The sequence below is a fragment of the Streptomyces sp. R-07 genome (genome assembly GCF_049913175.1).
Lineage (GTDB): Bacteria > Actinomycetota > Actinomycetes > Streptomycetales > Streptomycetaceae > Streptomyces.
This window is the reverse complement of the sequence record NZ_CP183978.1, coordinates 4,464,934-4,483,023: the sequence shown is the minus strand read 5'-3', so window position 1 is coordinate 4,483,023 and position 18,090 is coordinate 4,464,934. Positions and strand designations below refer to the sequence as shown.

20 protein-coding genes are annotated in these 18,090 nt (G+C 72.6%); 9 read left to right on the top strand and 11 right to left on the bottom strand.

What is annotated here, in order from left to right; all coding sequences use genetic code 11:
- Window positions 1-38: 38 nt before the first annotated feature.
- Together ACN9M0_RS20560 and asnB are read right to left on the bottom strand one after the other, a co-directional pair.
- Complete coding sequence (locus ACN9M0_RS20560; RefSeq protein WP_426404013.1) at window positions 39-947, bottom strand: PrpF domain-containing protein; 909 nt, start codon at window positions 945-947, stop codon at window positions 39-41.
- Window positions 937-2,742 carry an asparagine synthase (glutamine-hydrolyzing) gene (asnB, locus tag ACN9M0_RS20555; RefSeq protein ID WP_366039957.1) on the bottom strand — a complete coding sequence of 602 codons (1,806 nt, stop codon included), beginning with the start codon at window positions 2,740-2,742 and terminating at the stop codon, window positions 937-939. The genes ACN9M0_RS20560 and asnB overlap by 11 nt, the downstream gene beginning before the upstream one ends.
- 161 nt (window positions 2,743-2,903) lie before the next feature.
- Here asnB and ACN9M0_RS20550 point away from each other — a divergent pair, with 161 nt between their 5' ends.
- The 3 genes from ACN9M0_RS20550 to ACN9M0_RS20540 all read left to right on the top strand — a co-directional run bounded on the left by ACN9M0_RS20550 (window position 2,904) and on the right by ACN9M0_RS20540 (window position 6,975).
- Complete coding sequence (locus tag ACN9M0_RS20550) at window positions 2,904-3,629, top strand: PIG-L deacetylase family protein (protein WP_366039956.1); 726 nt, start codon at window positions 2,904-2,906, stop codon at window positions 3,627-3,629.
- Between the two features lie 132 nt (window positions 3,630-3,761).
- A complete protein-coding gene (locus ACN9M0_RS20545) occupies window positions 3,762-4,814 on the top strand; it encodes a hypothetical protein (protein WP_366039955.1) in 1,053 nt (350 codons plus the stop codon).
- Window positions 4,815-4,983: 169 nt separating this feature from the next.
- Complete coding sequence (locus tag ACN9M0_RS20540; RefSeq protein WP_366039954.1) at window positions 4,984-6,975, top strand: calcium-binding protein; 1,992 nt, start codon at window positions 4,984-4,986, stop codon at window positions 6,973-6,975.
- 74 nt (window positions 6,976-7,049) lie between these two features.
- On the opposite strand, the gene ACN9M0_RS20535 is transcribed toward ACN9M0_RS20540, so the two are convergent.
- Window positions 7,050-8,573, bottom strand: coding sequence for a chitinase (locus ACN9M0_RS20535; protein WP_426404012.1), 1,524 nt, complete (start codon window positions 8,571-8,573; stop codon window positions 7,050-7,052).
- Between the two features lie 323 nt (window positions 8,574-8,896).
- Between ACN9M0_RS20535 and ACN9M0_RS20530 the strand changes: the two genes are divergently transcribed.
- A complete protein-coding gene (locus ACN9M0_RS20530; protein ID WP_366039952.1) occupies window positions 8,897-9,028 on the top strand; it encodes a hypothetical protein in 132 nt (43 codons plus the stop codon).
- A gap of 72 nt (window positions 9,029-9,100) precedes the next feature.
- On the opposite strand, the gene ACN9M0_RS20525 is transcribed toward ACN9M0_RS20530, so the two are convergent.
- The 3 genes from ACN9M0_RS20525 to ACN9M0_RS20515 are packed head-to-tail and all read right to left on the bottom strand — an operon-like array spanning window position 9,101 to window position 10,986.
- Window positions 9,101-10,399: a TerD family protein gene (locus tag ACN9M0_RS20525; RefSeq protein WP_426404011.1), complete on the bottom strand. Its 1,299-nt coding sequence runs from the start codon at window positions 10,397-10,399 to the stop codon at window positions 9,101-9,103.
- Window positions 10,400-10,432: 33 nt separating this feature from the next.
- Window positions 10,433-10,786, bottom strand: a complete 354-nt coding sequence (locus ACN9M0_RS20520; protein WP_366039950.1) for an ATP-binding protein — start codon at window positions 10,784-10,786, stop codon at window positions 10,433-10,435.
- Window positions 10,786-10,986: a hypothetical protein gene (locus tag ACN9M0_RS20515; RefSeq protein ID WP_366039949.1), complete on the bottom strand. Its 201-nt coding sequence runs from the start codon at window positions 10,984-10,986 to the stop codon at window positions 10,786-10,788. The genes ACN9M0_RS20520 and ACN9M0_RS20515 overlap by 1 nt, the downstream gene beginning before the upstream one ends.
- A gap of 115 nt (window positions 10,987-11,101) precedes the next feature.
- On the opposite strand from ACN9M0_RS20515, the gene ACN9M0_RS20510 reads away from it, so the two are divergent.
- Window positions 11,102-11,953: a helix-turn-helix domain-containing protein gene (locus tag ACN9M0_RS20510; protein ID WP_366039948.1), complete on the top strand. Its 852-nt coding sequence runs from the start codon at window positions 11,102-11,104 to the stop codon at window positions 11,951-11,953.
- Window positions 11,934-12,137 (top strand): DUF397 domain-containing protein, encoded by a 204-nt coding sequence (locus tag ACN9M0_RS20505; RefSeq protein ID WP_366039947.1) that lies wholly within the window; start codon window positions 11,934-11,936, stop codon window positions 12,135-12,137. Before ACN9M0_RS20510 ends, ACN9M0_RS20505 begins: the two co-directional genes overlap by 20 nt.
- Before the next feature lie 4 nt (window positions 12,138-12,141).
- Here ACN9M0_RS20505 and ACN9M0_RS20500 read toward each other — a convergent pair whose 3' ends face one another.
- Entirely contained in the window at window positions 12,142-13,059 is a 918-nt protein-coding gene (locus tag ACN9M0_RS20500; RefSeq protein WP_426404010.1) for an RNA polymerase sigma-70 factor, read from the bottom strand.
- A gap of 12 nt (window positions 13,060-13,071) precedes the next feature.
- A complete protein-coding gene (locus ACN9M0_RS20495; protein ID WP_426404009.1) occupies window positions 13,072-13,545 on the bottom strand; it encodes a carboxymuconolactone decarboxylase family protein in 474 nt (157 codons plus the stop codon).
- Window positions 13,546-13,676: 131 nt separating this feature from the next.
- On the opposite strand from ACN9M0_RS20495, the gene ACN9M0_RS20490 reads away from it, so the two are divergent.
- Complete coding sequence (locus tag ACN9M0_RS20490) at window positions 13,677-13,982, top strand: hypothetical protein (protein WP_366039944.1); 306 nt, start codon at window positions 13,677-13,679, stop codon at window positions 13,980-13,982.
- An 82-nt stretch (window positions 13,983-14,064) separates the two neighbouring features.
- Here ACN9M0_RS20490 and ACN9M0_RS20485 read toward each other — a convergent pair whose 3' ends face one another.
- Genes ACN9M0_RS20485 through ACN9M0_RS20475 form a run of 3 tightly spaced genes read right to left on the bottom strand, consistent with a single transcriptional unit; the run spans window position 14,065 to window position 15,902 of the window.
- On the bottom strand, window positions 14,065-14,505 hold the full coding sequence (locus tag ACN9M0_RS20485) for a nuclear transport factor 2 family protein (protein WP_366039943.1): 441 nt from the start codon (window positions 14,503-14,505) through the stop codon (window positions 14,065-14,067).
- Between the two features lie 30 nt (window positions 14,506-14,535).
- Entirely contained in the window at window positions 14,536-15,321 is a 786-nt protein-coding gene (locus ACN9M0_RS20480; protein ID WP_426404008.1) for an MBL fold metallo-hydrolase, read from the bottom strand.
- A complete protein-coding gene (locus ACN9M0_RS20475) occupies window positions 15,318-15,902 on the bottom strand; it encodes an NADPH-dependent FMN reductase (protein ID WP_366039941.1) in 585 nt (194 codons plus the stop codon). Before ACN9M0_RS20475 ends, ACN9M0_RS20480 begins: the two co-directional genes overlap by 4 nt.
- Before the next feature lie 135 nt (window positions 15,903-16,037).
- Here ACN9M0_RS20475 and ACN9M0_RS20470 point away from each other — a divergent pair, with 135 nt between their 5' ends.
- Window positions 16,038-16,901: a pirin family protein gene (locus tag ACN9M0_RS20470; protein WP_426404007.1), complete on the top strand. Its 864-nt coding sequence runs from the start codon at window positions 16,038-16,040 to the stop codon at window positions 16,899-16,901.
- A 74-nt stretch (window positions 16,902-16,975) separates the two neighbouring features.
- A complete protein-coding gene (locus ACN9M0_RS20465) occupies window positions 16,976-18,079 on the top strand; it encodes an MFS transporter (RefSeq protein WP_426404006.1) in 1,104 nt (367 codons plus the stop codon).
- Window positions 18,080-18,090: the final 11 nt, after the last annotated feature.

Here is an 18,090-nt window from a genome sequence, read left to right as displayed (position 1 = left end):
AGGAATGCGGGTGCGGGCCTGGTGAGAGGGGTGCGCATTCACGCCGTTGCGTGGATACGCCACGGCAGTTCCAGGCATTCGAGCACCTCGGCGCGCTTGTGGTGGACGCGGACGCGGTCGTGCGCGGCGGAGACCGTGACGGTGCCGGTGGGGGTACGGACGGCCCCGTCCACGGCCGGCACGACGGTCCCGGCGATCGCCCCGGCGGCGGCGAGGGCGGCGGCACCGGTGAGGGCGAGACGCGGATGCCAGCCGCCGACGGTGAGGGCGCGGACGGCGAGGCCTCGGTCGGTGCCGGTGAAGGCCGCGATCTTCGGCAGCGCGGAGTGCGGCGGATACCCGAGGAGGCGGGCGGCCTCGGCGCGGAGGGCGAGGAGCCGGTCGTACGTCGCGCCCTCCCCCGGGAGGTGCCGCTCGTCGACGAACACGTACGGATTGCCGTACCGCACCAGCGAGACGGGCACGCCGTGGAGGAGGTCCACGGGCCGGCCGGTGGGGAGGGTGCCGGGGGCGGTGGGCGCCCGGAGGAAGCTGAGTGTGTACGCGCCGCCGGCCTGCGGCTCGCAGAGGACGGTGTCACCGGTGGTCACCGAGCGGACGGTGACGGGTCCGGGGCGCGCCTCGGCGACGACACAGGCCAGCAGCGAATGCCCGCACCCGGCCCGGAAGTCGAAGCGGCCGTCGGGGAGGGCCTGGACGAAGCGGTAGGGGAGGTTGGGGGCGGCGGGGCCGTAGAGGGCGATCTTGCTGAGACCGGCGTAGGGGGTACGGGCGAGGGCACGCCGCAGGTACGCGAGCTCACCGCCCAGGGCGAGGGCGCCGGGGGGCAGCTGATCGAGCCGCACGACGAGGGTGGGCCCGGGGGCGTCGAGGGCCCGCACGACGGTGACGCGGGTGGTGGCCCGGCCCGTTGTGCGCAGCGCCTTCGCCCCACGGTCAGGCCGCACAGCCTGTGGGGATTCTCATGCCCTGGACTACCTCCGTCCACAGTTCGTGGACGGCCAGGGACCAGAGCGTCAGGGCCGCCTGCGGCGTGGGGTGGGCCAGGTGCCGGGCCAGGAGTTTCGCCGCCCGGTCCGCGCGGATCTTGCCGCCGAGGACCAGCCGCGCCGGGGACAGCATCTCGCGGACCAGGTCGAGGAGCGGCCCGCCGGGGGCCAGCATGGCCGCGACGGGGAGGGTGAAGGGCTGCTTGGGGCGGTTCAGGACGGACGGCGGGAGGAGCTCCGCGCCCGCCTCGTACAGCGCGAGCTTCCCCGTCCGGGAGGCCGTGGGCAGTGATCGCGCGTGGGTGACGACGGACGGCTGCAGGAACGGCAGCCTCGCCTCCACCGCCCAGGCCATGGACAGGTGGTCGAGGCGCCGCAGGTGGTACGCGGGGAGTCGCCAGCGGGTCTCGAAGGCGGTCATCGCGGTGAGCCGGTCCGCCCCGACGGCCTCGGCGGAGCGCAGCTCCTGTTCGATGCGGTCGGCGGCGGAGCCCGTATCCGCGATGTAGGCACGGTAGTTGGCGGTGTAGAGGTGCTCGCGGAGCAGGCGCGGCGCCGCAGAGAGCGCGTCCGCGTACACGCCTGCCCAGTCGCTGCCGGCCGGCGCCGCGAGGGCCGCGCGCATCCGGTCGTACCCGCCGAAGAGTTCGTCGGCGCCGTCGCCGGTGAGGGCGACGGTGAAGCCGTTCTGGCGGACGGCGCGGAAGAGGGCGTACGTGGAGAGGGTGATGGGGTCGGCGTTGGGCTGGCCGAGGTGGCGGACGGTCCGGGTGAGGAGGGAGCCGAGTTCGTCGGGGTCGACGGCGACCTCGTGGTGGACGGTCCGGGCGCGGCGGGCGACGGAGCGGGCGTACGCGGCCTCGGAGTCGGGCCAGCGGCCCCGGTAGGTGAGGTGGAAGGTGTGGAGCGGCGGCGCGTCGGTCTCGCGGGCGTGTTCGGCGGCGAGGGCGGTGACGAGTCCGGAGTCGAGGCCGCCGCTGGTGACGGCGCAGACGGGCACCTCGGCGCGGGCGAGCCGGCGGACCTCGTGGCGCAGCACGTCCTGGGTGTCGCCGAGGGGGGTGGCGCGGTGGGGGCCGCGGCGGCGGACGACGGGTGCGGATCCCGGGCGTACGAGGGCGGTGGCGCCGGGCGGCAGGACGTCGATGCCGTCGAGCGCGGTGTGGGTGGAGAAGGAAGTGCGGGTGGCGAGGACGGTGTCGAGGGCGTCCTCGCGGGGGGAGATCCGTACTCCTTCGAAGGCGAGGAGGGCGGGGATCTCGGAGGCGAAGCGGGTGGAGCCGTCGTACGGGTCGTGGTGCAGGTGGAGCGGTTTCATGCCCATGTCGTCGACGGCGAGGACGAGTTGGGTGCTGCCGGGCCGCAGGTCGATGAGCGCGACGGCGAACATGCCGTCGAGGTGTTCGGCGAAGGCGGGCCCGTATTCGGCGTAGAGCGCGGGGAGCACGGTGCCGTCGCAGTGGTCGGGGAAGCGGTGGCCGCGGGCCGCGAGGGTGCGGCGGAGGTCGGCGTGGTTGTAGATCTCGCCGTTGAGCACGGCGACGATGCCGGGCAGGTGGGGCAGCCGGTAGGGCTGTTGTCCGCCGCAGGGGTCGGTCACGGCGAGCCGGTCACAGCCGAGCGACCAGCCGGGCCCGCTGAGCACCTGGTGCTCGTCGGGGCCGCCGTGGCGCTGGCGGGCGGAGACCGCCGCGAGCTGGGCCGGGTCGGGGCGGTCCGCCCCGGCGGCGAAGGAGCCGAGAATCCTGCACATGCCGGTCGCCTCCGAATCGACGTACTGGTCATCCTCGTACTGGACTGGTCACTCCCAATGATTTGAATCTACCAAGTTTTTGAATGGCGCGTAAGTGCCATGTCCTGTTCACGCCACGAGTTGGCCTTGCGACGCCCCCGCCACCCCAACAGGCTGGCCCCATGGAGGACTTCAACCGGACCACCCCCGAGTCCCTGCTGGTCGTGGCCGCGCACCCGGACGACATCGAGTTCTGCGTCAGCGGCACCGTCATGCAGTGGATCGAGCGCGGCACCCGCGTCACGTACTGCATCGTCACGGACGGCGGCGCGGGCGGTTACGACGAAGCGCTCCCCCGCCAGGCGATGGCGGACCTGCGCCGCGCCGAACAGGTCCACTCCGCCAAGCTCAGCGGTGTCGCCGACGTGCGCTTCCTCGGCTACCCCGACAGCTTCGTGGAGGCCTCCGTGGAGCTCCGGCGCGATCTGTGCCGGGTCATCCGCGAGGTACGGCCGCAGCGCGTCATCATCCCGTCCCCCGAGATCAACTGGGCCCGGGTCGCCGACCTCCACCCCGACCACCGCGCGGTCGGGGACGCCGGCCTGCGCGCCGTCTATCCCGAGGCCCGCAACCCCTTCGCCCACGCGGAACTCCTCAAGGAGGAGGGCCTGGAGCCGTGGATCGTCCACGAGCTGTGGCTGATGACCGGCCCCACCCCGAACCAGTACGTCGACGTCACCTCCGTCTTCGACCGCAAGGTCGAGGCCCTGCGCATCCACACCTCGCAGACGGCCCACTTCGACGACCTGGCCGGGTTGCTGCGCGACTGGCTCGGCGAGCACGCGGCGGCCGGCGGCCTGCCCCCGGGCCGCATGGCCGAGGCCTTCCAGATCGTGCACATCGACTGATCGCCCCCGGGTCCCGTACCCGGGGATCGACCGGGCGTCGGTCTTGTGGCCGCGCGGGGCGAGTGGGACCGTGAGCGGCACACGTGGGGGCGCGTGTCACCAACACGCGCGCGACGAGGGGGAGTTCACGTCATGGAGACATACGTATCGGACCTCGAACAAGCGGTGATCACGTACTACGGCCTCCCCTGGCCGGAGGTGGACGAGGCGGCCTACCCGCCGCTGGTGGCCGCGCTCAACGCCTACGCCCAGTTCACCCTGGACGACGGCTGGGCCGCCCACCGGCACATGCAGCGGCTGACGTCCTCCGGACAGGGCGAGGCGCTGACCGCGCTGTGGGAGCACTGGGTCCGGGTCATGGACCAGGACATGGCGCCCGTCGCCAAGTCGGCCAACGCCCTCGCCACCACCGTGAACGAGTTCCCGTCCGTGATCGTGACCCTCAAGCAGACCATCGCGTACGAGGCGCACCAGCTGGCCGCCCGCAACGTCATCTCCGAGGCCGGCGGGGTCCTCACCTTCGGCGCGGCGGAGGCCGCCGCCGCCCGCGACGCCGATGCCACCCGCCGGCAGGCCGCGCAGCAGGTGCAGCAGGCCGCGTCGACCCTCCGGCAGAGCCTCAAGGCCTTGCTCGCGGACCCGTCCGTGGCCGCCCTGGAGACGGTCCCGTCCGACCTGTCGGGCGGCGTCGGCGGCGGCGCGATCGCCGCCGGGGCCGGGGTCGCGGGCGCGGGGAGCGGCGGCGCGGCAGGGGGAGTCGCCGGCGGGGCGGGCGGCGGCGCGGCCGGAGGAGTCGCGGGCGGGGCGTCGGCGGGCGACGCCCGGCACAGCGGCGGGGGCGGCGGTACGGGCGGTGACCTCGCCGGCAGTACGGGCATCCGCGTGGACCACGACGAGCACAAGCTCGCCGCGAGCCGGATCGCCTCGGTCTCCGACGACGTCCTCGGCCGGACCAGCGCCGAACTGGCCACCGCCACCTCCCAGCACGCGACCGCGCGGGGCAGCGGGTCCTTCGCGGAGGCGCTCGCCCCGGACGCCGACCTGATCCTGGACCGCCTCGCGGCGGCCACGGCGGCCATCGGCGCCCACTTGGGCGGCGCCCTGCCGGACGCGATCCTGCTGATCTCCGGCGACCAGCAGTCCACGGACGACGACAACCGGCGCCGGATGTCGCAGATCGACTAGGGCCTGTCCGGCGGCGGGGCCGGACCGTTCGGCCGGGCGTGGGCCGCTTCTCACCCCTGGGGGTGGAGCGTCGCCGTCCAGTAGGCGCAGTCCGGCCCGCCGTGGCCCGGCCGCCGGCGACGCCGCAGAAAGCTGTGACCCCAGCATCCGACGTACGGAGTGGTCACGCATGCCCCTGAAATCCCCACGTCGCCGGGCCGGGCGCGCCGGCGCGGTGAGCGTCACGGTCCTGGCACTCGTCCTGGGCCTGCCCGCCGCGGCGAGCGCCGCGCCCGGCGATCTGGATCCCGCCTTCGACGGCGACGGCAGGGTCGTCACGGACCTGGGCGGTTTCGCGGGCGCCGCCGGCATGGCCGTCCAGCCCGACGGCCGGATCGTCACGATCGGCTACGGCTACTCCAGCGAGACGTCCGGCGACTTCACGCTGACGCGCTACAACGCCGACGGCAGCCTGGACGCGACGTTCGGCGGCGACGGCATCGTCACCACCGACTTCGGCATCAACAACGACGAGGGCCGGGCCCTGGCCCTGCAGCCGGACGGCAAGATCGTGGCGGTCGGCGGCTCCACCGACATCGGCGGCAACGGCACCTGGGCGGCGGCCCGTTACAACACCAACGGCAGCCTGGACACGACGTTCGGTGACGGCGGCCGGGTGCTCACGGACATCGACGTCAACGCGATCGAGACCGCCCAGGCGGTGGTCGTACAGCCCGACGGCAGGATCGTCGCCGGCGGGGAGAGCTTCGGCGTGTGGACGCTGGCCCGCTGGGACTCCTCCGGCGCCCTGGACCCGGGCTTCGGCGGCGACGGCATCGTCACCACCGACTTCGGCCCGAGCTGCTGCCGGATCGTCAGCGACCTGGCCCTGCAGTCCGACGGGAAGATCGTCGCCGCCGGGCACGCGGACGGTCTCGCCCTGACCCGCTACAACACCGACGGCAGCCTGGACACGAGCTTCGACGGCGACGGCCGGGTGGTGAGCGGCACCGGGGCGGCCGAGGGCGTGGTGGTGCAGGCCGACGGAAGGATCGTCGCGGCCGGCAAGGACGGCAACGCCTTCCTGGTGACCCGGTTCACCGCCGGCGGCGCCCCGGACCCGAGCTTCGACGGCGACGGCCGGCTCACCACGGTCTTCGGCCCCGAGGACGGCGGCGCCTACGACGTGGCACTGCAGTCCGACGGCCGGATCGTCGCCGCGGGCTACTACGCCGGGGACTTCGCGCTGACGCGGTACAACACCGGCGGCGCTCTGGACACGGACTTCAGCGGCGACGGCAAGGTGACCACCGACTTCGGCGGCCCCGACGACCAGGCCACGCAGGTGGCGCTGCAGTCCGACGGCAAGATCGTGGCCGCCGGGCTCGCGGGCACCGCCTCCAGCTTCGACGAGGACCGCGGCCTGGCCCGCTACCTGGGCGGTGGCGGCAGCGAGCCGCCGCCGGGCGTGGACGTGTCGGTGACGAAGGCGGGGCCCACCGCGGTCGCCATCGGCGACACCGCCACGTACACGGTGGTCGTACGGAACAACAGCACCACGGCCACGGCGACGAACGTCCAGCTCACCGACACCCTGACGGGCACGGCCACGATCCTGTCGGCGACCACCACGCAGGGCACCTGCACCTTCGTCCCGGGCCGGGTCACCTGCCCGGTCGGCACGCTCAACCCGGCCGGAAGCCCCTCCGGCTCCACCGCCACGGTGACGATCACCGCCGAGCCCTCGCGCACCGGCACCCTCACCGACACCGCGACGGTCACGGCCACCCAGACCGACCCCGTGCCGAGCAACAACACGGCGACCCGCACCACCACGGTGAACAACAGCCGCGGCTGCACCATCATCGGCACCAGCGGCAACGACACCCTCAACGGCGGCTACAACAACGACGTGATCTGCGCCCTCAGCGGCAACGACACCGTCAACGCGGGCTTCGGCAACGACACCGTCCACGCCGGGCCGGGCAACGACCGGGCCGACGGCAGCTACGGCAACGACACGCTCATCGGCGGACCGGGCAGCGACAACCTGATCGGCAACTACGGCAGCGACTCCCTCAACACCGTCGACGGTGTCGCCGGCAACGACACCGCGAACGGCGGCTACAACACCGACACCTGCACCACCGACTCCGGAGACATCCGCATCAGCTGCCCGTGACGGGTACGCGTACGCGCCGGGGCCCGGAGTCGTGGACTCCGGGCCCCGGCCCGTTCAAGGGGTCGGCAGGTGGTTCAGCAGGCGCCGAGGTCCTGCCAGACGCCCCACTCGCCGGTGGTGCCGGGCTCCTCGCCGGTCGTCCACCACTTGGCCTTCCAGGTGTGGCCCTTGTGCGAGACCTGCTGGCCGCCGGTGTACACGGCGGAGGAGACCCACGGGGTCGCCGTGCACTGGGTGGCGCCGCCGGTGACGGTCAGGGAGAAGACCGCCGCGTGGCCGGCCGACGGGCTCGCTCCGTTGACCACGATCTGGTACGTGCCGGAGACCGTGGTCGCGGCCGTGGTGACCGTGAGGGTCGAGGAGCCTCCGGCCGTCACCGAGGTGGGGCTGAGCGTGGCGGTGACCCCGGCGGGCAGGCCGCTGACGGTCAGGTTCACCGTCTGCGCGGTGCCGGCGGTGACGGCGGTCTTCACCGTGGTGGAGGTGGACGCGCCGGCGGTGACGGTGGCGGCGGCCGGGGTCGCGGTCACCGAGAAGTCGTCGGTCGGGGTGGTCGTCCCGCTGGTGAAGGGGGCGAAGATGTGCGAGAAGTCCCAGGTGTTCTGCTGGATGCCGGAGCAGCCGTCGGCGGCGGCGCCACCGGCACAGCTGCCGTTGTCGCGCTGGAGCGCCCAGAAGGACAGGGTGTTGATGCCCTTGGAGACGGCCCAGTCGTAGACCGTACGGGCGTTGGCGAGGGTGAACGTCTCGGCGGGGCCGAAGTCGTCGACGCCGATCATCTCGGTGATGCCGACCATGCCCCAGAGCTGGGCGGGCGTCTTCGTGGGGTAGAGCTTGGCGAGCTGGTCGTACAGGCCCTGGCCCGACGTCTTGGTGTCGGCGGCCATGTCGTGGGCGGCGTTGTCGTAGTAGTCGAAGGTCATCATGTTGACGACGTCGACGCGCGCGCCGTTGGTCACGGCGTTCTGGAGGACCGCGAGCCCACTGGCGGCGAGGCCGTGGGTGGTCGTCGGCAGGGTGTACGAGATCTGGATCTGGCGGCCGTTGGCGGCGGCCCAGTCCTGGACGACCTTGATGGCCTTGTTGCGGCGGTCGATGCCGGCGGTGTTGTCGAGGGAGTCGACCTCGATGTCCATGTCGAGCCGGGTGATGCCGTAGGTCGTGATGACCTTCTCGTAGACGGCGGCGATCTGGTTGACGTCGGTGCAGCTGTCGGCGATCTCGGTGCCGGTGGTGTCGGCCGTGTACCCGCCGAAGGAGGGGATGACGTCGCCGCCGCGGGACTGCATGGTCGCGATGTCGGCGCCGAACGAGGACTGGGCGACGGGCAGTCCGCTGTCGCCGTTCCAGTACGCGGTGCACGATCCCTTCGCCGCGGTCTGCAGGAACGCCATCGTCAGGTGCTTGGCGCCCGACTGCGCACTGAGGGCGGCCGGGCTCTCCCCGGTCCAGGCCTCGAAGTAGGGGGCGAAGACCCGGGCGGGGAGCGGGGTCGCGGCCTGGGCGGGGGCGGTGGCGACGGCGCCGAGGCCGAGGGCGGCCACGGCGGTCACGGCGGCGGTGAGGGCCGAGCGGAGCGAACGTACGCGTCGTCTCATGGCTATCGCTATCCAATGACTGTGGGGGGGTGGGGATACGAGGTGCGCCAACGCCGTTGTCGCGCACGACTGTTGGGATACGACGAAACCCCCGCGACCATGACCACGTCAATGGCCTGGACCAAACTTGGACTAGACCAATTTCGGGGTTCGGTGCGTGCTGCGTCCACCCAGTACGGGCGGGTCCTGGCGCGATGCGCGCGGGCGGCCGGATTGGTCCAGCGAGCCAAGGTCCGGCCGCCCGCCGCCGGAAGCGGTTCCTCCGTCGCACCGCCGGGTACCTGCCGGACATGTCAAAAGGCTGGCGCTGGTTACTCCTGGCCGTGTTCGTCGTCTGGACCGTCCTCGCACTGCAGTGGACAGACGTCGGCTGCGACTACCCCGAGGCCTACCTCGCGGTCCTCCGCTTCGGCACACCGGAGGGCCTGGAGTTCCTCCCGGCCTGCGCGGGCTGACACCGGGGACCGGGGCGGGCCCGGACGGGAGACCGGGCGCCCGGCAGCCCCCGGAGAGCCCTGCCGCTCCCCTCAGCGCCCCGACCGGCTCCAGAAGCCCCCGCCGCCTCCCGCGCGGGGCTCCATGGACCATGCCCCGTCCGCCTCGACGACGAGGAGGCGCGGGCCCCGGGGGAGGTCGCCCTTCCCGCGGCCCCGGTCGCGCCGGCTGAACCGGTACTCCCAGTGGCCGCCCTTCCGGTGGTCCGCTACGCCGAAGTACCCCTTCTTGTCCTCGTCGCCCTCGAACCGGAACCTGACACCGGTCTCGTCACCGGTGTACGCCAGGACGTCCGGCCCGTACCCCTCCACCGGGCCGTCGAACGCACGCAGCGTCGACACCGGCCGGAGCCTGATCATCCACCGGCACCGCGTGTCGACCCGCAGCCGCAGCGGGGTGTGGCCGTCGTGGTGCAGGATTCCGACCCCGCGCAGATCGTCCATGCGGCTCCGCACGACCTGCCGCCACGAGCGCTTGCGGACGGTCAGCGTGACGATGTCCAGGGACCCGACGCCCTTCTTCACCACGTCGACGGCCAGGAAGCCACGCGGGAGGGTGAGGCCGGTCTCGACTTCCTCCCTCCCCTCCCCCGCGTACTCGAAGTACGGGAAGTCCGGGCCGAATTCGGCGGGGAGGGCGTTGAGCCGGCCGAGGGGCGCGGCGATCGGCGCGCCGGAGTACGGGACGGGAGCGTCCGCCTTCGCGACGGGTACGAGGGCGGGGGCGTCCTGCACGGGTTCACCGTCCGGCCCCGCCTCGTCGTCCGGGCCCCCCTCGTCCTCCTGGCCCGTCTCGTCGTCCGACGCCGAGAAGCCGAAGTCCGTCGCGAGGGCCGGCAGCCCCGAGTCGTACCCCTGCCCCACCGCCCGGAACTTCCACCCCCCGTTCCTGCGGTAGAACTCGCCCAGCAGGATCGCGGTCTCCGTCGTCGCGTCCTCCACCGCGTACAGCGCCAACTGCGCCCCGGTGGCCGCGCTCACCGCCCGTACGTACAGGTCCTCGACCTCACCGAACGTCCCGCCGTCGCAGGACGCCGCCACCACGACCCGCTCCACGGCGGCCTCGATCCGACCGGGGTCGATCTCCAGCCAGTCCGCGACGACCCCGCCCTCGCCCTGCGCGTCCCCGAGGAGCCGTACCCCGCTCCCGGCATGCTCGGGCTGGTTGTAGAAGACCAGGTCTCCCCGGTCCCTGGCCTTGCCGCTCGCGTCGACGAGCAGCGCGGCCGCGTCGACCTTCGGCGCCTCCGCCCCGCCGGACCGGCGGACGACGGCGACCCGCATCGGCTCGCCGCTGAGCGGAAGGTTTCCCCCCTTGATGATCTGCGTCATGCGCGCATCCTGACAGCCCCGGTTTCCGAACGACTAGCGCCCTGTGCCCAGTTCGCACCAGACCGTCTTGCCGTACGGCCCCTGGTCCACGCCCCACCGCGCCGCCAGCGCGTCCAGCAGCGCGAGCCCCCGCCCCGACTCGGCGTCCTCCGCCGCGTCCCGCAGCACCGGCCACACGCGGGGGTCGGGGTCGGACACGGCCACCCGCGTCCGACCGCCCCGAGCGGCGGCGACCCGCACGGTCACCGGCGTCCCCTCCCCCACGTGCCGGATGACGTTCGTCAGCAGTTCGCTCACACAGAGCCGCACGTCGTCCCCCTCCACCATCCGCCGCACCTCCGCCACCTCCTTGGGCAGCGCGAGCAGCTCCACCGTGAGCGGGAGCATCAGCCGCCGGCCGCCTTCCGCAGCACGTCGGTCAGTTGGCGTGCGGTCGCCAGGTTGCAGTTGCCGAGAGCGACGAGGGGCGGGCGGATGTTGGACCCGGCGAGGGTGACCACGTCCACTCCGAGAGAGGGCAGCGTGATGCCGTGAGCTGCGAGAGCGGTGCGGAGTGCGTCGACGTCCGGCCTGATGTCGTCGTCCATGGGGCGTCCACCTTTCGTTGCGTGCCGTGACGAACCCCTCACACGCTGCCGCCCGGCGCCCTACCGTGGGAAGCGTTTCCCGCTCCACGGAGCAAGGTGCGAAAGGCGGTCAACGGTGGCTGCGCGCAAGGACATCGACGGCTCGGCGAGCGTCCCGCAGTTCTACGGGAAGGAGCTCCGCTTCAAGAGGGAGGAGGCGGGGCTGACGCTGGAGAGGCTGGTGGAGGGCAGTTTCTACGGGGTGACGTATCTGAGCGAGATCGAGCGGGGGCAGCGCCGTATGCCGCTGGACCTGGCCCAGCACGTGGACCGCGTGCTGCGGACGGACGGGTTCTTCGCGCGGGGCTGCGAGGACGTGCGCAAGGCGAAGCAGGGTGCGCATGCGGCGTACTTCGCGCCGATCGCGGAGGCGGAGCAGCGGGCGCTGACGATCGAGCGGTGGAGCAACGCCTTGATCCCGGGCCTGCTGCAGACCGCCCCGTACGCGAAGGCCGTCATCCGCTCCACGGAACCTCTGGACACACCGGAAGAGGTCCAGGCCAGAATCGACGTGCGGATGAAGCGGGCGGAGATCTTCGACGACCCGAAGAAGCCCGAGTACTGGGTCATCCTGCACGAGTCACTGGTACGCGAATCCACCATCTCGCCCGTGGAGATGGCTGAGCAACTCGACCACATCGCCGCCCTGGTGCGTCGGAGGCGGATCTCTCTGCAAATCCTTCCGTGGAACGCACCCACCCAGCCCTTCATGGAGCTGTCCATGATGTTCATGGAGTTCGAGGACGAGGCGCCGCTGATGTACACGGAGGGTCCGTACCACGGTCAGACGATCGACGATCCGTCCCTCGTGAAGCAATACCGCAAGGCATACGATCGGCTGAGGGCCGCCGCCTTGCCGCCGGAGGCGTCCCTCGCCCTGATCGAACAAGCAGTTGAGGACTACCGACATGGCCAGCAACGACCCTGATCTGACCGCCGCCGTCTGGCGCAAGAGCAGCTACAGCAACGGCAGCGGCGGCGAGTGCGTCGAAGTGGCCGACAACGTCCCCGGGCTCGTCCCCGTCCGCGACTCCAAGCGCCCCCACGGCCCCGTCCTCCTCCTCCCCGTCGCCGCCTGGGCGCCGTTCGTCGAGGCCGTCAAGGCGGGCTGAGGCGCTACCCCCGGAGGCCCTTCCGGACCTCGCGGTGGATCGCCCAGGCGTCGGCGACCGGGCCCAGGTGGGCGAGCTTGTCGGGGTTGATGACCGAGCGGATGGCCTGCACGCGGCCGTCGGCGATGTCGAGGACCAGCGTGTGGAGGACCTTGCCGTCGCGGTCGCGGAAGACGGCGCTGGGCTGGCCGTTGACCTCGTGCGGCTCGAAGGTGATGTCGACCTGGGCCATCCGGGGGAACACCACGGCGAGGAGCTTGGCCACGTTGTCCGCACCGGCGATCGCGCGGGCGAGCTGCGGGGCCTTGCCGCCGCCGTCGCCGACCATCTGGACGTCGGCGGCGAGGACGTTCCGCAGGCCGTCGACGTCGCCGCCCTTCAACGCGTCGAAGAAGCGGTCGGCGAGCTCCTGACGTTCGGCGCGGTCCGCCTCGAAGCGGGGCCGGCCGTCCCGCATGTGCCGCCGGGCCCGTACCAACAGCTGGCGGCAGGCCGACTCCGTACGGCCGACGGCGGAGGCGATCTCGTCGAAGCCGAAGCCGAACACCTCGCGCAGGACGAACACGGAGCGTTCGAGGGGGCTGAGGCGCTCCAGGAGCAGCAGTGCGGCCATCGACACGGAGTCGGCGAGTTCGGCCGCGCGCTCCGGGTCCTCGTACGGATCGTCGAGGAGCGGCTCGGGGAACCACGGTCCGACGTACTCCTCGCGGCGGACGCGCGCGGAGCGGAGTACGTCGATGGCGATCCGGGTGACCGTGGCGGAGAGGAACGCCTTGGCGGACGTGGGCGTGGTCGGGGAGGCGTCGTACCGCAGCCAGGTCTCCTGCACGGCGTCCTCGGCCTCGCTGACGCTGCCGAGTATCCGGTACGCGATCGAGAACAGCAGCGGTCGCAGTTCCTGGAACTCCTCGACCTTGCCCATGTCACTCCCCGTTCAGTGGAACGCGCCGACCTCGTAGCCGCCGGCCGGCTGCTTGCTCATGATGTTCATGCGGGTGGCGGCGTTCATGAAGGAAACCAGAAGGACGAGGGCGGTCATCTGCTCTTCGTCGAAGTGCTGGGCGGCCCGCTCCCAGACCTCGTCGCTGACGCCTTCGCCCGCGTCGGCGACACGGGTTCCCTGCTCGGCGAGGGCGAGGGCGGCGCGCTCGGCCTCGGTGTAGACGGTGGCCTCGCGCCAGCCGGCGACGAGGCCGAGGCGGACGGGGCTCTCGCCCGCCGCGAGGGCCTCCTTGGTGTGCATGTCGAGGCAGGCGCCGCAGCCGTTGATCTGGCTGACGCGCAGGGAGACGAGTTCCTGTGTGGCGGCCGGGAGGGTCGAGTCCTTGAGGATCTTCCCGGCGGCCATGAGGTGCTTGAGGGCCTTGCCGGCGGTGGGGCTGGCGAAGAAGTTCAGTCGCGCGTCCATGGTCGTGTCTCCTCGGTGCGAGTCGGTGTGTGTCTCGGTGGGCTTACGTCCCCGAGACGAGACAGCGCCGCGCCCTGTGACACGACCTCCCGTGTGATCCACGCCACGGCGCGAGCACCTACGATCGGGCCATGACCTCTTCGGGCTCCTCCTCGCGCCTCTCGCTCTGGTCCCGGGACTCGTTCCTGTCCATCGGGTCCGTCGGCTCGACGCTCTCGATCGGGTCGGTCGGGTCGTTCCTCTCCGTCGGATCCGTCGGCTCGGCCGCCTCGGCGTTCTCCGTCGGGTCCTGGGCGAGCGTCGGCTCCCTGCTGTCGGCCCGGTCGAGCTGGTCGGTCCTCTCCTCCCGCTCGCACAAGGGCGTCCTTGCGGCGGGAGCGGTCCTGGCGGTGGCGGGCGCGGTCGCCGTGACGGCGGGCGCGCGGCGGGGCCGCTGAACGACGTCCGGGGACGGGCCGCTGAACGACGTCCGGCCTCCCCCGTACGCGACGGGGAAGGCCGGACCGGTCCGGGCAGGTGCTACTGCTCCGACTCCCCGCGCGGTCCGAAGAGCGTGCGCTCCGACTCCGCGATCGGTACGTCGTTGATGCTGGCCTCCCGCCGGGCCATCAGGCCGTCGGGGGTGAACTCCCAGAGCTCGTTGCCGTGGCTCCGGAACCACTGGCCCGTCGCGTCGTGCCATTCGTACTGGAAGCGGACGGCGATGCGGTCGTCGGTGAACGCCCACAGCTGCTTGCGGAGCACGTACCCGTCCTCCTTCGCCCACTTGCGGGTCAGGAAGGCCCTGATCTCGTCCCGGCCCTTGAGGAACTCGTCGCGGTTCCGCCAGACGGAGTCGGGCGTGTAGGCGAGGGCGACCCGCTCGGGGTCGCGGGTGTTCCAGGCGTCCTCGGCGGCCCGCACCTTGGCGGCGGCGGTCTCGGCGGTGAACGGGGGAAGCGGGGGGCGCTGCTCGGCCATGGACAGAAGTCCCTTCCTGGCTTGCGGTGTTCAGGTCGTGTCGAGTGTCTCGGTCGCGCCCGGGCGGAGCCACCTCAGCCGGCCGGCGAGTTCCGGATCTGCGCCGAACGCCTCGGTGATGCGGGCCGGGTCCTCGGCGAGGTGGGCCCAGGAGTCGTAGTGCAGCGGGATCACCGTGCGCGCGCCGAGCGTGCGGGCGAGCGCGGCGCCCTCCGTCGCGCTCATCGAGAAGGCGCGGTCGCCGGTGGACGGGAAGTGCGCGTCGCCGAGGTGGAGGAAGGCCGTGTCGATACGGAAGCGGGCGCCGATCTCCGTGAGGGCGTCGTGGCGGACGGTGTCGCCGGAGACGTACAGCGTGCCGCCCTCGTACGCGACGACGAAGCCGGTGACGGGGCCCGTGACGTGCTCGGTGCCCTCCGGGCCGTGCCGGGCGGGGGTGGCCGTGACCGTGACGGTCGTGGCTCCGACGGTGACCGTCCGGCTCTCCCAGGGGGCGAGGCCCTCCGCCCGGCCGCCGAGGCGCTCGGCGGCCTCCGGGGTGGTCAGCACCCTGGGCACCCCGGCCAGGAACCCGCGGCCGGTCACGTCGAGGTTGTCGGCGTGCTGGTCGTGCGAGAGCAGGACCAGGTCCACGGGCGGGAGTTCGGCGGCGGTCAGCGCGGGGCCGGCGGTGCGGTGCAGCGGACGGGCGCCCGGATAGTCGGCGGGCGCCGGGTCCAGGGCGGGGTCGGTGAGGACGGTGAGGTCGCCGATGCGAAGGAGGACGGTCGCCGTACCGAGGTGGGTGGCGGTGACGGTCTCTGTCGGGGCGCTCATGCGGGGACGTTCGCCTTCGAGGCGTCGATCTTGGCCTGGAGGGAGGTCAGGAGGCCCTGGAGGAGCTCGATGGTGGTCTCGTCCGTGAGGTTGCCGTCGGCGTCGAAGCGCTCGTGCGAGCGGAAGACGTGCACCTCGGGCTTCACGACGACGTCGCTGTCGGTCCAGACGAAGACCTGGCGCAGGGCGAGCTGCGCCCGGACGGTGCCGAAGTTGGTGGGCGCGGCGCCGAGGATCGCGGTGGGCTTGCGGTGCAGCGGGAGGCCCTCGGTCCTGGTCCAGTCGGTGGACAGCCAGTCGAGCGCGTTCTTGAGGACGCCGGGGATGGAGTAGTTGAACTCCGGCGTGGCGATGAGCAGTCCGTCCGCCTCCGCGACCCGGCGGCGGAGCTCGTTCACGACGGCCGGGCGCAGTTCGGGGGTGTCGAGGTCCAGGTCGTACGGCGGGATCTCACGCAGGTCCTCGTAGATCTCGATCTCCTGGCCGCCGGGGTTGAACTTCTGGGCGGCGCGCAGCAGTTGCGTGTTGTGCGAGGTGGCGCGGAGCGAGCCGGAGATGGCGAGGATCGTGGACGCGGTCATGGGAACCCCCCAGTTCGTCGGGTGAGCCGGCGGGCGCCGGACTCGACGACCATGAAGCTAAACCGGTCGGTTCAGTCTGTCAACCGAACAGTTCAGTCTTGACAGTGAACTGAATGGTGTAGTTCATTCGAAGGCATGACCTCGAACAGGCACGTCGCTCGCGTCGCCCGCCCCTTCCACACCTACGAGGGCGCCGGGTTCCCCGTGCGCCGCCCCTTCCCCACCGACGAACTCCCCTTCGTGGACCCCTTCCTGATGATCGATCAGGTCGGTCCGGTCGAGCTCGCGCCCGGCGAGGCGAAGGGCGCTCCCCCGCACCCGCACCGGGGCTTCGAGACGATCCAGTACGTCCTCGACGGCGACATCGCGAACGCCGACTCGCGCGGCCACAGCGCCGTCGTCCGCGCGGGCGGCGTCCAGTGGCTCACCGCCGGCTCCGGCATCGTCCACGAGGCCCTGCCCACGCCGGAGTTCCTCGCCTCGGGCGGCCGGCAGCACATGCTCCAGATCTGGCTGAACCTCCCCGCCCGCCTCAAGGGCGTCCCGCCGCAGAGCCAGAACGCCGAGGCGGGCGACCTGCCGGTGGCGGTGACCCCGGAGGGCGCCGAGGTCACGGTCCTCGCCGGAACCAGCCACGGCGTGACCGGCCCCTTCGAGACCCGCACGCCGGTACTCGTCGCCCACGGACGCCTCGCCCCGGGTACGGGTGCCGAGTTCACGGCCCCGACCGGGCACAACGCGATGGTGTACGTGATGGCCGGCGAGGCCACGGTGGCCGGCGACCCCCTCCAGGACGGCCACCTCGCGGTCCTCACCCAGGACGGGGAACGCTTCACGGTCGAGGTCCAGGGAACGGCCACGGAGGTCCTGATCCTGACGGGCGAACCGATAGGCGAACCGATCGCCCGAAGCGGCCCGTTCGTGATGAACACGGCGGCGGAACTCCGCGAGGCGGAGCGGGACTTCAGCCAGGGCCGAATGGGCCGGATGTCGTCATGACGACGACGTCTACGCGACGGGGCGCGGCTCTGGGCGCAGTCCGGGCTCCGAGCCCGAACCGTCAGCGCGCCGCCATGACCGGCCTCCTCCTCGCCGCCCTCGCGGCCCCCGCCGCCATGGGCGTCTCAGGCCCGAGCCTGGCCCTACCCGAGGCCGCCCACGCATTGGCCGTCACGCCGGCGGCCGCCGCGTGGCTGATGACCGCGTTCGGCATCGGCATGGCGGCCGGCACCCCCCTCCTCTCCGCCACCGCCGGCCGCCGGCACGGCCCCGCCGGAGTCATCCGAGCGGCCGCCGTCCTCGTGGTCCTCGGCGCGCTCCTCGTCCTCCTCGCCCCGAACCTGCCCCTGGCGGTCGCCGGGCGGGCCCTGGAGGCGGCCGGCGCGGCGGGCCTGAACGTCGCCGCGTTCCAGCTCGCCGGCCGGGACCGCTCGGGCCGGCTCCCGGGCCTGGTCGCGATCGGGAGCGCGGCGGGCGGCACGGTGGGCCTGTTCGCGGGGGCGGCGGTGGCCGGTGTGTTCGGCTGGCGCGGAGCCCTGGTCCTCCCGCTCCTCAGCCTGCTCTCGCTGCGCCCGGTGCTCCGGCTGGCGAGCGCGGAGAAGGCACCGGACGCCGAGTCCCCCCGCACACCCGACTCCCGTACACCCGACTCCCCCACGCCCGGCCCCCGCTCCCCCGCACTCCCCCTCGACATCCTCCGCGACCGCCGCTTCCTCGCCGCCGCCTCGCTGATGCTGGCCCTCTCGACGGTCAACTTCGCGCTCCTGTACGCCGCTCCGCGTCGCGTCGCCGCGCTCACCGGCTGGGGTTCCGTGGAGACGGGGGCGGTCGCGTCCGTCTCCGCACTCGCCGGGGCGCTGCTGTCCTGGCTGCTGGTCCGCGCGGCCCCGGCGCTCGGCCCCGCCCGGGTGAAGGCGTTGCTCGGGCTGGGTTCGGCGGTGGCACTCGTCCTCGCCGTGACCGCCCCCTGGCCGGCGGCCGTACTCGTCGGCTCGGGGACCAGCGCGCTCGTCACGGCCGGCGGTCAGGGGCTGCTCACGGGCGCCGCGACCGGGGGTCTGCCGACGGCGCGTCACGGGCTGGCGATCGGCCTGTTCAACCTGGCGTTCCTGATCGGTGTGGCGGCCGGTCCCGCTCTCGCGGCCTTTGCAGACCAAACCGTTCAGTTCATATACTGACGGATCCGACG

Excerpts from the sequence above, each read along its gene's own strand:
- ACN9M0_RS20525 (WP_426404011.1), bottom strand. The coding sequence starts at position 10,399 with ATGACGCAGATCATCAAGGGGGGAAACCTTCCGCTCAGCGGCGAGCCG.
- ACN9M0_RS20520 (WP_366039950.1), bottom strand. The coding sequence starts at position 10,786 with ATGCTCCCGCTCACGGTGGAGCTGCTCGCGCTGCCCAAGGAGGTGGCG.
- ACN9M0_RS20505 (WP_366039947.1), top strand. The coding sequence starts at position 11,934 with ATGGCCAGCAACGACCCTGATCTGACCGCCGCCGTCTGGCGCAAGAGC.
- ACN9M0_RS20485 (WP_366039943.1), bottom strand. The coding sequence starts at position 14,505 with ATGGCCGAGCAGCGCCCCCCGCTTCCCCCGTTCACCGCCGAGACCGCC.
- ACN9M0_RS20500 (WP_426404010.1), bottom strand. The coding sequence starts at position 13,059 with ATGGGCAAGGTCGAGGAGTTCCAGGAACTGCGACCGCTGCTGTTCTCG.
- ACN9M0_RS20490 (WP_366039944.1), top strand. The coding sequence starts at position 13,677 with ATGACCTCTTCGGGCTCCTCCTCGCGCCTCTCGCTCTGGTCCCGGGAC.
- ACN9M0_RS20535 (WP_426404012.1), bottom strand. The coding sequence starts at position 8,573 with ATGAGACGACGCGTACGTTCGCTCCGCTCGGCCCTCACCGCCGCCGTG.
- ACN9M0_RS20465 (WP_426404006.1), top strand. The coding sequence starts at position 16,976 with ATGACCGGCCTCCTCCTCGCCGCCCTCGCGGCCCCCGCCGCCATGGGC.
- asnB (WP_366039957.1), bottom strand. The coding sequence starts at position 2,742 with ATGTGCAGGATTCTCGGCTCCTTCGCCGCCGGGGCGGACCGCCCCGAC.
- ACN9M0_RS20475 (WP_366039941.1), bottom strand. The coding sequence starts at position 15,902 with ATGACCGCGTCCACGATCCTCGCCATCTCCGGCTCGCTCCGCGCCACC.
- ACN9M0_RS20495 (WP_426404009.1), bottom strand. The coding sequence starts at position 13,545 with ATGGACGCGCGACTGAACTTCTTCGCCAGCCCCACCGCCGGCAAGGCC.
- ACN9M0_RS20540 (WP_366039954.1), top strand. The coding sequence starts at position 4,984 with ATGCCCCTGAAATCCCCACGTCGCCGGGCCGGGCGCGCCGGCGCGGTG.
- ACN9M0_RS20470 (WP_426404007.1), top strand. The coding sequence starts at position 16,038 with ATGACCTCGAACAGGCACGTCGCTCGCGTCGCCCGCCCCTTCCACACC.
- ACN9M0_RS20480 (WP_426404008.1), bottom strand. The coding sequence starts at position 15,321 with ATGAGCGCCCCGACAGAGACCGTCACCGCCACCCACCTCGGTACGGCG.
- ACN9M0_RS20515 (WP_366039949.1), bottom strand. The coding sequence starts at position 10,986 with ATGGACGACGACATCAGGCCGGACGTCGACGCACTCCGCACCGCTCTC.
- ACN9M0_RS20550 (WP_366039956.1), top strand. The coding sequence starts at position 2,904 with ATGGAGGACTTCAACCGGACCACCCCCGAGTCCCTGCTGGTCGTGGCC.
- ACN9M0_RS20545 (WP_366039955.1), top strand. The coding sequence starts at position 3,762 with ATGGAGACATACGTATCGGACCTCGAACAAGCGGTGATCACGTACTAC.